This is a genomic window from Thermoactinomyces sp. CICC 10523, from assembly GCF_016055105.1.
In the GTDB taxonomy this organism is placed as follows: domain Bacteria; phylum Bacillota; class Bacilli; order Thermoactinomycetales; family Thermoactinomycetaceae; genus Thermoactinomyces_A; species Thermoactinomyces_A daqus.
Map to the genome: position 1 here is coordinate 41,167 of NZ_JAECVX010000007.1, position 13,715 is coordinate 54,881.

Consider the following 13,715-nt stretch of genomic DNA (forward strand, 5'->3'; position numbering starts at 1 on the left):
TATGGGGAAATCGCGATGGGAAACTCTGGCTGATCGGGCGCTCGCCGGAGAACGGTTGTCAATGGAAGAGGGATTGTCTGTGCTGGATGCGCCCGATGACGAGCTGTTGCCGCTTTTGCAGGCGGCGTTTCGGGTGCGGAAAGCTTATTTTGGCAAGAAAGTAAAGCTGAATATGATCATCAATGCGAAAAGCGGTTTGTGTCCCGAGGACTGCGGCTATTGCTCCCAATCAATTGTTTCGCAGGCGCCGGTCGAGAAATATACGCTGCTCAAAAAAGATGTCCTGGTCGCCGGGGCCAGAGAGGCACTGAGCCGCAAGGCCGGAACCTATTGTATCGTGGCCAGCGGTCGCGGACCGACGGAGAAGGAACTGGATGAAGTGGTTGAAGCAGTCAAGGTGATTAAAGAGGAGTTAAACATGAAAATCTGCGCCTGCCTGGGAATTTTGACGGAAAGCCAGGCCAAACGGTTAAAGGAAGCAGGGGTTGACCGTTACAATCACAATTTGAACACGAGCAGGGAACATTACGGGCGGATCACGACCACTCATACATACGATGACCGTGTGCAAACGGTGGAAGCGGCCAAAAAAGCGGGTCTGTCCCCTTGTTCAGGGTGTATCATCGGTATGGGAGAGACGCGTGAACAAGTGGTGGAGATGGCTTATGAGCTGCGCAATTTGGATGCTGATTCCATCCCCGTCAATTTTCTCAATGCGATTCCCGGAACCCCGCTGGAGGGTTTGAAAGAATTGAACCCGCGCTACTGTTTGAAAGTGCTTGCCCTGTTCCGGTTTGTCTGTCCGACGAAGGAGATTCGCGTCTCAGGGGGGAGAGAAGTGAATTTGCGCCAATTGCAGCCTCTGGCCTTATACCCGGCCAACTCCATTTTTGTGGGGGATTATCTGACGACGGAAGGACAGGCGTCTTCATTGGATCATCAAATGATACGCGATCTCGGTTTTGAGATTGAAGTGGAGACGGCATGAGTTCACTCTGGAACCGTACGATCCGGGAAGAATTGCAGGCCCTTTCCGCAGATCACCTGAACCGGCATTTGATTCCGACAGCGGATGCGCACCGCCCCGTTTTGCACAGAAAAGGGAAGAGGCTGGTCAATTTTTCCTCCAACAACTACCTCGGTCTGGCCGGGCATCCCCGCATGATTCAGGCGATGCGTGAAGCGGCGGAAAAAGGAAGCGGTGCCGGTTCCTCGCGTCTGATTATCGGGCATAGCGAGGAGGCGGAGGCGCTGGAACAGGAATTGGCTGCTTTTAAAGGAACAGAGTCCGCTGTCCTGTTTCCCAATGGTTATATGGCCAATGCAGGATTGCTCTCCGCCTTTCTCAAGCCGTCGGATGCCGTTTTCAGCGATCAGTGGAATCATGCCAGCATTGTGGATGGCATCCGCATGAGCAAAGCACGAAAATACATTTACCGGCATTTGGATCCGGATCATCTGGAGAGTCTGCTGAAAACGGCGGATCAGCAGGGAGCCGGACGGAAACTAATTGTGACGGATACTGTTTTCAGCATGGATGGCGATGTCGCCCCGCTGAGAGATCTGGTGGAGCTGAAAAAACGTTATGATGCCGCCCTGGTGGTGGATGATGCGCATGGCGGGGGCGTGTTCGGAGACGAGGGAAAAGGGATGGCGCATGAATTGGGGGTTGACCGGGAAATTGATCTTTACATGGGCACCTTCAGCAAAGCTTTTGGCGTATACGGGGCGTATGTGGCGGGGAAACGCGACTGGATTCGCTATCTGATCAATAAATGTCGTCCCTTCATCTATACCACCGCCTTGCCACCGGTCATTATTGCGGGCATTCGTGCTTCATTGAGATTGGTGCGTGATGCAGACCGGTTGCGCCGGGAATTGCGGCAAAAAAGCGGCTGGTTTCGCCGGCAGCTGACCGGTTTGGGGCTCGATGTGGCTGGTTCGGCCACGCAGATCATTCCCGTTGTGGTCGGGGAAAATGAACAGGCGCTTCTTTTCAGTCACCGGCTTCAGGAGCAGGGAGTCCTGTCTGTCGCGATTCGCCCGCCCACTGTTCCTGCCGGAACCGCCCGCCTGCGTTTCTCCCTGATGGCCAACCATCGGGAGGAAGATTTAAGACAGGCGATCGAGGCAATCAAGTTGTGTTGTTTTGCCTGATCGGACAAACTCAATCGTCCGGTGAGATTCGGAATTTTGGAATATCCCCTGAAAACAAAAAACGAAACGCTTGCGAGAGAGGGAAGTATGTTTGCGGATCTGGAATGAAATCAGTTATTTGAAACGGGATTCTGTGATACGATATATGGGCTATCAATTTTCCAACTGATTTATTCCAGCGACTGAAAGGATGAGCCTCGTGATCAAAAATTTTCTGGCTTCCCTTGGCTTTGGAGCGGCCCAGGTCGATTTGGTGCTGGACCGGGAGAACTTGACGATGGGAGAACCGGTGACGGGAAAGATCGTCCTCAAGGGGGGTGAAGTAAAACAAGTCATGGAAGGGCTGAGGGTGCATTTTTGCCTTGCATCTGCCTATCCGAGCGGAGGACAGCGGGTTGATGTCAATGAAGTGGTGGCAAAGATCACCGTATTTGAAGAAGATGTGGTGATCAAGCCGGAGGAATTAAGAGAATACCCCTTTGAATTTGTCTGTCCCCGCCACCTCCCCGTTTCTTCCGTGAATACGCGCTTTTTCTTCCAAACGGATCTGGAAATCAAAAGCGGTGTCGATGCTGAAGATCGCGATATAGTCGATGTCTATGCTTCGGGGCTTCAGGGCCATTTCCTTGATGGATTTGCCCGTCTGGGATTTAAACATCATAATGAGGCTTATACGGGAAAGGAAAAGGACGGTTTCCAAATCATTCACTTCCGGCCCACTTCCTGGCTTTCCGGTGAGATCGAAACTCTGGGGATCAAGTACCAGCCGGCCGCTGTTGACCATTGGATCAGCGGTACATATGAATTAAAGGGCAAAGAAGGCAGATTTCATTTCTCCGCCGAGGAATTGGCCACGCTGGAACACGCCGCCGAAACGTTGCGCCAGTTTTTCCAGCGCAAACTATAAAGCATTTTCGGGATAAAAAAGATTTTTTGTGCAAAAGGTGCATTGCTGGTCAGGCCGTGGTGCCCCACGCATGATCTTCCCCGTTTTGAATGGCGGTCAGCGGGGCGCCACGACCCTCTGATTTCACTTCGCTTTCATTTTCAGCTTGTACCCGCAAATCATGATCATTTTTATTGAACCAGGGCAGGAGTTTGATTACTGATTGGAGAAAAAAAGGCCGTGATAAAATAAGTACGTGATATGGAGGGCGAAAGGGCTTGAAAATCAATAAAAAACAATTCATTCGCCAGATGAACCGAACTATTTCATATGACGAATTCCTGGTTGTTTACAAAAGGATGGCCCATCGCCTTCTGTTCAGTTTAAAAGATTGGGTGTTTGATCCGGGCCGCATCCTGGATCTCGGTTGCGGGACAGGCTATTTTACCGAATTGTTGCTTGAATATTTCCCCCGGGCAGAGCTGGTTGCGCTCGATTTGTCCCCCCGGCGAATCGAGATGGCTCGGGAACGGGTTGCTTCTGCACGCGTTCAGTTTGTTGCGGCTGATGTGGAAGAAGATGATCTTTCCGGTCTCGGTATGTTTGACCTGGTTATCACCAATCTGATGGGTCACTGGCTGCAAGCTCCGGAAAGGGTGCTGGCAAAAGTGAGAGAGATGCTGAACGGAGAAGGCTGGTACGGCATGACCGTTTTTGGCCCCGAAACGTGTCAGGAGCTGCAGGCGACGTTCAGGCAAGTGGAGCTTGAATGGGAGTTGCCCCCGCAAAGGCATTTTCTCCCGTTTCGCACTGCGGAGGAATGGGTGCAGTTGCTTGACGGGGCCGGTTTGTCGGATGTGACACCGGAAGAGTGCTGGCAGCGGATCGAATACGAAGATTGCCGCACCTTGCTGGAGCGGATCAAAGCTGCTGGGGAAAGTTACAGCGAAAGCAAACAAAATTTTATTTTGCAGCGAAATGTGCTGACGGAAGTGATGAGGCGGTATAATCGGGCGTATCGCTCGAAATCGGGAATTTATGCGACTTTTCATATCCTCACGCTTTGGGGAAAAAAACGGGATCAAAGAAAATGTTCTTTCACTTATAAATAGTAATAAGAAGGATGAAGGACTCAATCGGGTTTGGTGTAAATATCGGGCTGAAGGGGAAGGATCTGCAAACGAATGGAGTGGCAAAAAATCCTGACATTCCTGCAATCGAGTGATTCAGGAAGACGAAAAGCAAGCGTCGCGGTGAATTTAACCGTTATTGCTGAATAAACGAACTTTCTCCCAATCAAAACATGTGTTAAAATCTGAATGTTACCAAATGAAGATGAATACATAGGAAGGAAATCCATTGCCTCAAAGGAACAATGGATTTTTTCTGTTTCCCTTGCCCGGAATCGATCATCTTGTCAAACACAACCAGGGAATAAATGTATCACCAATTCGGGAGGGTAACAGTACCCGGCGACCGCCCTGGAACACATTTTCACGGAAGACACAAGCGGATTTTGGGTATTTTTAGCGAATTTTGTCAGTTCCTTTGAAGGAAGGGGGATCGGGACAAAGAATAATAACATGGACAAGGCATTTTGATGAATCGTGAAATCAAGGATGAAAGCGGGAAATCCCATTGTCCGGGAAGGGCTCTTTCCCTACCGCGTTTGGAGCTGGTCGGGTAATGGAATGAGGAATCTTCAATCGCATGCAAATTGAGTACTGCTTTTTCATTTGCCTACTTATCGGTGGTGTAGCAACGGGGGGATCACATGGCCTATCTTTTACTTCTGATTGCGACCTATATCTTTATGTCGATCAACCGTCGGTTGTTAGGGATTCCCGGCTTTTTCTATTATTCCAGCGTTCGCCCGATAGTAGGGATCTATTTTCGGGACAAATTGCTGAAGGTGGAGGAAGTATATTATTGGGAATTAGCTGAAACATTGGGAGATCGGGCCCAGTTAGCAATTCTTCCGGCATATTTTGTCGCGTTTGATCTGCTGTCTTTTTTGGAGATCTGGCAAAAATGGCTTGTTTTTTTGTTCCTTAATTATCTTTGGTGGGTTGTTTTTGCGGCATATCTGGTGAAGGGATTTATTCCGCAGACGCCGGCGTTGCGTCCCCGGACCACCCGGACGCCACATGCATAACCTCAACGCAAAATCGGATTTTCATTAATTGTGGAAGTGCTCACCGGCACTTCTTTTTTTTGGAATCATTTCCCTTAAACAGGTTTCATTTAATCATTAAGTAGAATAACATGGTATAATAAATATAATATATAAAATATTCTGAATAAAAATCGGGGAGGCGGATCGATGAAATGGAAACTGGCCGGATGGTTCTTTGCTGTGTTGATGCTCCTTTGCTGTTTGGTTTTGGGCAGTTGGCCTCCGGTACTGGCTGAGACACGGCCAGCCGGGATCAAAGTGACGATTGCCGGTTCAAAGCCGGGCCCGGGGGTCGTGGTTCGCTCCGAACTGACTAATGTCGGGCAAGATGCTGAAATAAACGGAACTTGGACGTATGTCATTGACGGTGTTGGCAAACAGACAGTGTCGACTTGCCAGTGGATCAGCTGTGAAGCGGTGTTTAACCAACATTTATTTACCGTGGGCAAAAAATATGTGGCAAAGGTGACCTTTGATGCTGCCGGCCCGGGTGACGTGCCGAAACATGCCGAAGCGGAACAGCCTTTTGCCGCTCCTCCGCCCTATGGACAAAGACAAAGTTATCCGATCCGCTGCAGTGTGGCGTATGATTTGGCTGCAGAGCGCTTTTACCTCTATGCCCGGCTGGACGTGCCAAACGGGTTAAATGTGGAAGGAAGTTGGACTTATGTTGATCTTGTCACCAAAGAGGCCTTTCGTTATGCCGCCGATCGCGATGTGGCATTTGCCAAAATCGGCAATCAGCCGGGCAGGGTGAAATCGACCGTTCAATTTGACGGGATCATCGGACCGGGCCATTATCTCTTGCAGGCCTCATGTCCTTTTACCCGCGAAGGGATTAAGGCGGCTGTTTCTCCTGACAATGATGCAATCATAGTGACCGGAAGACTGCTCTACGGGAATTCGGCCAAAGGAGACTGGTTGTTTACCCTGGTTGACAGCAAAGGGAAACCGGCTGCTTCTGCGCTGGTATCCCGTCAGAGTACACCGGAAGTATCCTATGTTTTTCACGATCTCGCCCCGGGGCAGTATAAGGCTTTGATTCGTTTTGCAGGAACGGTTGACGGAAAGAAACGGATTTTAAAGGACTCGCTTGGCTTCCAGGCCGGGCAAAGCCCATCGCCGAACCCGGAGCCGGATGATCCCGGAATGACAGAACCCGATGATACGGTTACTCCCCCTGCTGCTTCTCCAGTGTCTCCCGACCCGTTTTTCAATGCCCAAGTGCGCCTTCTCATCGCTCTCGCAGTGGCGATTGTCGTCGGTGTCGTGGTCTGGGTGTGGGTATACAAGAAATTATGAACGTCCGGTACTCCGGAGTTGAGATTGAATTTGCAATTGTGTAAAAGAGACAAAAAAGTATGAAGCAACCCCTTGACGAAGAGAGAAAACAGAGAAATAATATTATTGAAATTAATTTCAAACAAAATAAAATTTCTGATGTTGTAAACATTTTTCTCCAAAATAAGCCGATCCGCCCAGGAGAGGTTTTTTTCTCACCTTTTTATGAATGACTATTCATTCAGATGAACAGGAATGGCTGGGTGTAAACCGCAGAGAGGAGGAGCTCGATTGAAACGAATAAAAAAAGCTGCCGTGCTGGGCGCCGGGGTGATGGGTGCAGCCATCGCCGGACATCTGGCCAATGTGGGGATTCCGACATTGCTTCTCGATATCGTTCCCCGCGATTTGACCGAGGAGGAGAAGGCCAAAGGGCTGACGCTGGGAGACCGGGTGGTTCGCAACCGGTTGGCGCAAAAGGGAAAAGAGCGATTGTTTAAGGAAAAGCCTTCACCATTGTATACAAAGGAAGCGGCAGACCTGATCCAGGTGGGCAATCTGGAGGATGACTTTGATTCCTTGAAGGATGTGGACTGGATTATTGAGGTCGTGGTGGAAAATCTGAAAATCAAACAAGATTTGTTCGCCCGCATAGAAAGCGTTTGGAAACCGGGTACGGTGGTCAGCTCCAATACATCCGGGATTTCTATCAACAAGATGGTGGAAGGCCGGTCGGAAGCGTTCCGAAAACATTTTCTCGGCACCCATTTCTTCAACCCGCCGCGCTATATGAAATTATTGGAGATCATCCCCAACGAGCTGACTGACGTCAACATCCTGCGGGAGATGAAGGCATTTGCCGAAGAGGTGCTCGGGAAAGGGGTTGTAATCTGCAAAGACACGCCGAACTTTATCGCCAACCGGATCGGCACGTATGGTTTGCAGGTTACGCTAAAAGCGATGGAAGAGCTGGGACTGGGACCTGATGAAGTGGACGATGTAACAGGGCGTGCCATGGGTCGACCCAAGAGTGCAACTTTCCGCACACTGGATTTGGTCGGATTGGATACCTTTGTCCATGTGGCTGACAACGTGCGTGAAAATGTGACGAACCCGGAAGAACAAGAAGCATTCCAAGTCTCCCCGCTGCTGGTGAAAATGGTGGAAAACAAATGGCTGGGCGAGAAGACAGGACAGGGATTCTACAAGCGAGTCAAGACGGAAAAAGGGAAAGAGATTCTCGTCCTGGACCCGGCGACGCTCGATTATCGCCCGCGCAAAAAATTGAAAGCGCGTTCACTAGAGCAGGCGAAGCGGGGAAAAACGCAAGCCGAAAAGTTACGGGCACTGGTTTATGCCAATGATCCTGCCGGCAAATTGGCCTGGATTATTACGAAAAAAGCGCTCCTTTATACGGCTGAGCACCTGGAGGAGATCGCCGACGATATCGTGAGCGTGGATCGGGCGATGCGCTGGGGATTCAACTGGGATTTGGGGCCGTTTGAACTCTGGGATGCCATCGGGGTTGAAAAATCGGTGGCGCGCATGCGGGAAGAAGGGGAGACGATTCCGCCGCTGGTAGAAAAATTGCTCGCCTCCGGAGCGACTTCCTTCTACCAGACGGAAGAGGGTCGCGTCCAATCTTTCAACATCGGCGGCAAGTTTGGTGATGTCGATGAAAGCGAAAAGGTGATCTCTCTCTCCCGTCTCAAAGAGCAGGGCAAAAAGATTGCCGGCAACAAGGGGGCGAGTCTGATCGATATCGGCGATGATATCGCCTGCCTGGAATTCCACTCGCCCAAACAGGCGATCGGGGCTGATATCATCAGCATGATTAGGAAAGCGGTTAAAGAAGTGAGCGCCAATTACCGCGGTTTGGTGATCAGTGCTGAAGCTCCGAACTTCTGCGTAGGTGCAAACCTGATGCTGATGCTGATGGAGGCGCAAGATTACAACTGGCCGGAAATCGATCTGATGGTGCGCCAGTTCCAGGATGCGATGGGTTCCCTCCGGTATCTGGATCGCCCCGTGGTGGCCGCTCCCTATGGAATGACCTTGGGCGGAGGTGTCGAGGTGTGCATGCCCTGTGACAGGATACAGGCTGCTGCCGAGACCTATATGGGTCTGGTGGAAGTCGGGGTAGGATTGATCCCGGGAGGAGGCGGCAACAAGGAAATGCTGCTCCGCTGGACCGAAGGGATTGACCCCGGTGACCGCGTCGCGTTGCAGCCGTTGGTAAACCACGTTTTTGAGACGATCGCGCAAGCCAAAGTGTCCACGAGCGGGCCTGATGCCCAAAAATACAAATACCTGCGACCTTATGACGGAATCACCATCAATCGCGACCACTTGCTTTACGAGGCCAAACAGGTGGCACTGGGGCTGTATAAAGCCGGCTACAAAGCGCCGAAACCGCGCAAAATCCCAGTTGTCGGTGAAACGGGTTACAATGTGTTGCGACTCGGTGCGTACGGTTTCCTGAAATCCGGCTATATCACGGAGCACGATTACAAAATCGCCGGCAAACTGGCTTATGTCTTGGCCGGGGGTGCGGTTCCGGAAGGAACGCTCGTCAGCGAGCAATACCTGTTGGATCTGGAACGGGAAGCGTTTTTGAGCCTGATCGGTGAACCAAAAACACAGGCGCGGATGCAATACATGCTTGCCAAAGGAAAACCGCTCCGCAACTGACCGGAGAAAAATCCATATCCTGTAAACCCCTGACCGACCATTGGGAACGCAGGGAGGGTGGGTACCACAACCTGGCCTGCAACAGCAACGCATTATCACAGAAAAGGGAGGAGAGAACATGCGCGAAGCAGTGATTGTGGCCGGCGCCCGGACCGCAGTCGGCAAGGCCCACAAAGGGACGCTGAAAACGACCCGTCCCGATGATCTGGCCGCTCAAGTGGTCAAAGACCTCATGCGGCGGGTTCCTCAGGTAGACCCGAAAGAAGTGGAAGACGTGATTTTGGGGTGTGCTTTTCCCGAAGGGGAGCAAGGGATGAACATGGCCCGCCTGGTAGCGCTGCGAGCCGGGCTGCCCACGGATGTTCCGGGAATGACGGTGAACCGTTTCTGTTCGTCCGGATTGCAGACAATTGCCATCGCCGCGGAGAAAATTATGTGCAACTTTGCTGATATCATCATCGCCGGCGGCGTGGAGAGCATGAGCATGGTGCCGATGGGGGGCTATAAGCCGGCGCCCAATCCCTGGCTGATGGATCATCTGCCGGAAGCCTACATGTCCATGGGGCATACCGCGGAAGAGGTGGCGAAGCGCTACAATGTCTCCCGTGAAGATCAGGACCGGTTTGCCCTCGCCAGCCATCAAAAAGCTTATGCGGCCATTCAAGAGGGCAAATTCAAGGATGAAATCGTCCCGGTTACGGTCAAGACACATGTTTTTGATGAAAAAGGCAAGTTGCGGGTGGAAGAACGGGTTTTTGATACAGATGAAGGCGTTCGGCCTGATACGTCCCTGGAGGTTCTGGGCAAATTGCGCCCCGCCTTTCAATCGGGCGGAACCGTAACGGCCGGAAACTCTTCGCAAACGAGCGACGGAGCGGCAGCTGTGATGGTGATGTCCCGCGAGAAGGCGGAGGAACTGGGAGTAGAGCCTTTGGCCGTCTTCCGCGGCTTTGTTCTCGGCGGGGTAGACCCGGATGTGATGGGGATCGGGCCCGTGGCAGCCGTGCCCAAATTGTTAAAGAAAACGGGAGTCAGCCTGGATGAGATCGATTTGGTTGAGTTAAACGAAGCTTTTGCTTCCCAGGCGATCGCCGTGATCCGGGAACTTGGATTGAATCCGGATATCGTCAACGTGAACGGCGGGGCGATTGCCCTCGGTCATCCGCTCGGCTGCACCGGGGCGAAATTGACGGTTTCGATTTTGAATGAGTTAAAACGGCGCAATAAACGGTATGGTCTGGTGACGATGTGCATTGGCGGCGGCATGGGAGCGGCCGGGCTCATCGAACGCGTCTGAAGGTGACCAAATCGAATTTGGAGGGATAGATATGGCAGAAAATAAGAAAGTCAAAGGCGGCGCTTATCTGCTTTCCCAAACCGAACCGGAAGAGGTATTTACCCCTGAAGAATTTACCGAAGAGCAGAAAATGATTGCGAAAATGACGGAGGATTTTGTCAGGGATCAGGTTTTGCCCGTGCTTCCGGAAATTGAAGAGCATCGTTTTGAACATACGGTCCGCTTGTTGAAAGAAGCCGGCGAACTGGGGTTGCTCGGCGCCGACGTTCCTGAAAAGTACAACGGGCTCGGATTGGATAAAATCAGCTCCAGCCTGATTACGGAGAAATTATCCTTGGGACGTTCCTTTGCACTCTCCCACGGGGCTCATGTGGGAATCGGTTCCTTGCCGATTGTCTTCTTTGGCAATGAAGAACAAAAGAAAAAATATCTGCCTGACCTGGCAACGGGTGCGAAGATTGCTGCATACGCCCTGACGGAGCCGGGATCCGGTTCAGACGCTTTGGGAGCGAAAACCACCGCTGTTTTGAGCGATGACGGAAAATATTACATTTTGAACGGAGAAAAGCAGTGGATCACCAACTCCGGCTTTGCCGACGTCTTTATCGTTTACGCGAAAATTGACGGGGATCAATTCACCGCGTTTATCGTCGAACGCGACTTCCCCGGCGTTTCCGTCGGCCCGGAAGAGAAAAAGATGGGGATCAAAGGATCATCCACCCGAACACTGATATTGCAGGATGCAAAAGTTCCGGTGGAAAACCTTTTGGGCGAAGCGGGGAAAGGACATAAAATCGCCTTCAATATCCTGAATATCGGCCGTTACAAACTGGCGGTGGGAACTTGCGGTTCTTCCAAACGGGCGCTTGAAATCTCCGCAAACTACGCCAAACAGCGCAAACAGTTTAAGATTCCGATCGCCAAATTCGGACTGATCCGTGAAAAATTGGCCAACATGGCCATAAAAACCTACGCGTTGGAAAGCTTGGTCTACCGCATTGCCGGCATGTTTGAGGCGGGACTGGAAGGGGTGGAAGACGCCGAAGGTGCCGTTGCGGCCAAAGCGATCGGGGAATTGGCGATTGAATGTTCCATCGCCAAGGTATTCGGATCGGAAGTGCTCGATTATGTGGTGGACGAAGGGGTACAAATCCACGGCGGATACGGTTTCATGCAAGAGTACGAGATCGAAAACATGTACCGTGACTCCCGCATTAACCGGATCTTTGAAGGAACCAATGAAATTAACCGCCTGATCATTCCGGCCACGCTGATGCGCAAAACGTTAAAAGGCGAATTGCCCTTCCTCCAAAAAGCGCAGGAGTTGCAGGAAGATTTGCTCACACTGATGCCGTACCTCCCGGATGAAGAGGCACCGGTGTTGGAAGCGGAAGAAAATTATGTAGAAAATGCGAAGAAAATCTTCCTGATGGTTGCCGGGCTGGCTGTGCAAAAATATGAACAAGAATTGCAAAAAGAGCAGGAGATCTTGCGGGATATCGCGGACATCGCAATTGAGACCTTTGCCATGGAAAGCGTTCTTCTCCGTACCAAAAAAGCGGTCGCCAAAAATGGCGAAGAAAAAGAGCAGCTCAAAATCGATTATACCCGTGCCTTTGTCTATGATTCGATGCAAAAAGTGGATGCCCTTGCCCGCCACACATTGGCTGCCTTGGAAGAAGGGGATACACTGAGAACCCAACTTTCCATCCTCAAAAAATTCACCCGCATCCAGCCGATCAATGAAGTGGCTGTCAAACGGAACATCGCCGCCCGGATTATCGATGCCGAGAAGTATGTTTGTTAATCACCGACTCCCCCTGCCCACGACGGCCGGGGGATTTTTTATCGCGAAAAAACTTCTTTTCTCCCCATATATTTAAACAGCCACCGGTGGTAAAACCAATCAACAACGGTATATACGATCGCGATCACCAGAGAGATTTGGAACAGCGGAACGAGATTGGTTTGGTAATCCTGCGTACCGATGTCCCTGTCAAACAGCCAGGTTCCCAACGCCCAGACAACGATAAAAGAAAGGATTAAGTCTGACACGGTCGTAAAAACGTTTCCCATGCGCGGAAGCAGAAAGAGATCTCCAAAATAGCCGATCAGGGTCAAAATTACGCTGGTCAACAACACGGTGGAAGAATCGATGCCATAGATAAAGCCGAGGATGGCATATAAAATCATACTGGTCAGCAGAAATTTGATGATGAGGTGCATGACATGATTCAAATCAATCGCCTCCCTGTTTTTTCTTAGTGTGCCATTGCCTCGTCGCCTTATGCGTCAACCTGGAAGCGCTGAAAGAGAAGAACACATAAAGAAAGTGAAGCAAAATGGGGGGAGCGTGGGGGGTTACCGGGCGATCATCCGGAACATGAGGAGGCGAGCAGGGAGACATGGCCCGGCCTGCAACGCATTTTCGCCGGAAAATCCCGGTTTACCCTGCCCGCTTTCGCATTTCCAGAATATGTTGGTGTTCTGCGTCGCCTAAGTTTTTGAAAACGAGGGTTCCGGGATGGACATTGATTTCGTAAATCCATAAATGCCCCTCCTGATCGATTCCGATATCCAGCCCGAATTCGGACCATTTGGGATAGACCGAACTGATCCGCTTGGTTGCCCGGCGGGAAAGATGCATCATTTGATCGATCAGAAAGCGGGCTTCCATTTCGCCATAGCCCAGTTTTTCGACCAGGAGCGGAAACACGTGGTATGACTTGCCACCGCTGTAGGCGTTGGTGACAAATCCCTTTTCGCGGGCAATCCGCGCCACGATGCCGACGACAACCCAGCGGCCGTCGATGCGCATGAGATGAGTGCGGATGTCAAACATCCGACCGCCCAGTGTTTTGCTGTTGATTCCCTGCTGGACGATATAGTGTCGGCGGTTCATTTTTTTGCGGTGAATCGCCTGCAGAAGGGAAGCATGCGATGCGTGAACGGACCGGGTTCCGTCATCCCGTACGCGGAGTGCAAAATGTCCGCTTTCCAGCCGGTCGATGCGCATCAGCCCCTTTCCCTGGCAGGAATTGTCGGGCTTCAGATAGACAAAGGGAAAAAACTGAAGCATGTGCTTCAGGGTATCCGAACTCAGCCGGTGGGTGATCGGGATATGCGGAGCCACATATTCGTCTTGCCGCATGAGAAGAGCGTTTTCCCATTTACTGATGACGCTGCCCATCGCAGACTCCTCCTGTTTGTTTTCAATAAAATATGTC

General features: G+C 51.3%; 12 protein-coding genes. 10 read left to right on the plus strand and 2 right to left on the minus strand.

The features are described 5' to 3' along the window. The first annotated feature begins 1 nt into the window (after position 1). The 10 genes from bioB to I8U19_RS10225 all read left to right on the plus strand — a co-directional run bounded on the left by bioB (position 2) and on the right by I8U19_RS10225 (position 12,295). Positions 2-988, plus strand: coding sequence for a biotin synthase BioB (gene bioB, locus I8U19_RS10180; protein WP_033100050.1), 987 nt, complete (start codon positions 2-4; stop codon positions 986-988). Further along, positions 985-2,157 carry an 8-amino-7-oxononanoate synthase gene (gene bioF, locus I8U19_RS10185; protein WP_198055845.1) on the plus strand — a complete coding sequence of 391 codons (1,173 nt, stop codon included), beginning with the start codon at positions 985-987 and terminating at the stop codon, positions 2,155-2,157. The genes bioB and bioF overlap by 4 nt, the downstream gene beginning before the upstream one ends. 199 nt (positions 2,158-2,356) lie before the next feature. Then, positions 2,357-3,064 carry a sporulation protein gene (locus I8U19_RS10190; RefSeq protein WP_033100052.1) on the plus strand — a complete coding sequence of 236 codons (708 nt, stop codon included), beginning with the start codon at positions 2,357-2,359 and terminating at the stop codon, positions 3,062-3,064. A 257-nt stretch (positions 3,065-3,321) separates the two neighbouring features. Beyond that, a complete protein-coding gene (locus I8U19_RS10195; RefSeq protein ID WP_198055846.1) occupies positions 3,322-4,155 on the plus strand; it encodes a methyltransferase domain-containing protein in 834 nt (277 codons plus the stop codon). Between the two features lie 662 nt (positions 4,156-4,817). Then, positions 4,818-5,198 (plus strand): hypothetical protein, encoded by a 381-nt coding sequence (locus I8U19_RS10200; protein ID WP_033100055.1) that lies wholly within the window; start codon positions 4,818-4,820, stop codon positions 5,196-5,198. A gap of 168 nt (positions 5,199-5,366) precedes the next feature. Then, positions 5,367-6,521 carry a hypothetical protein gene (locus tag I8U19_RS10205; protein WP_198055847.1) on the plus strand — a complete coding sequence of 385 codons (1,155 nt, stop codon included), beginning with the start codon at positions 5,367-5,369 and terminating at the stop codon, positions 6,519-6,521. Between the two features lie 59 nt (positions 6,522-6,580). Then, positions 6,581-6,733: a hypothetical protein gene (locus tag I8U19_RS10210; protein WP_160173815.1), complete on the plus strand. Its 153-nt coding sequence runs from the start codon at positions 6,581-6,583 to the stop codon at positions 6,731-6,733. A 22-nt stretch (positions 6,734-6,755) separates the two neighbouring features. Then, a complete protein-coding gene (locus I8U19_RS10215; protein WP_052154019.1) occupies positions 6,756-9,191 on the plus strand; it encodes a 3-hydroxyacyl-CoA dehydrogenase/enoyl-CoA hydratase family protein in 2,436 nt (811 codons plus the stop codon). A gap of 118 nt (positions 9,192-9,309) precedes the next feature. Continuing rightward, the gene (locus tag I8U19_RS10220) at positions 9,310-10,488 is read left to right on the plus strand and encodes an acetyl-CoA C-acyltransferase (protein ID WP_198055848.1); all 1,179 of its coding nucleotides are present in this window, start codon (positions 9,310-9,312) and stop codon (positions 10,486-10,488) included. Positions 10,489-10,519: 31 nt separating this feature from the next. Beyond that, positions 10,520-12,295, plus strand: a complete 1,776-nt coding sequence (locus tag I8U19_RS10225) for an acyl-CoA dehydrogenase family protein (RefSeq protein ID WP_033100060.1) — start codon at positions 10,520-10,522, stop codon at positions 12,293-12,295. A gap of 38 nt (positions 12,296-12,333) precedes the next feature. On the opposite strand, the gene I8U19_RS10230 is transcribed toward I8U19_RS10225, so the two are convergent. Further along, entirely contained in the window at positions 12,334-12,726 is a 393-nt protein-coding gene (locus tag I8U19_RS10230) for a DUF2512 family protein (RefSeq protein ID WP_052154020.1), read from the minus strand. A gap of 208 nt (positions 12,727-12,934) precedes the next feature. Beyond that, positions 12,935-13,678, minus strand: coding sequence for a YheC/YheD family protein (locus tag I8U19_RS10235; RefSeq protein WP_198055849.1), 744 nt, complete (start codon positions 13,676-13,678; stop codon positions 12,935-12,937). Positions 13,679-13,715: the final 37 nt, after the last annotated feature.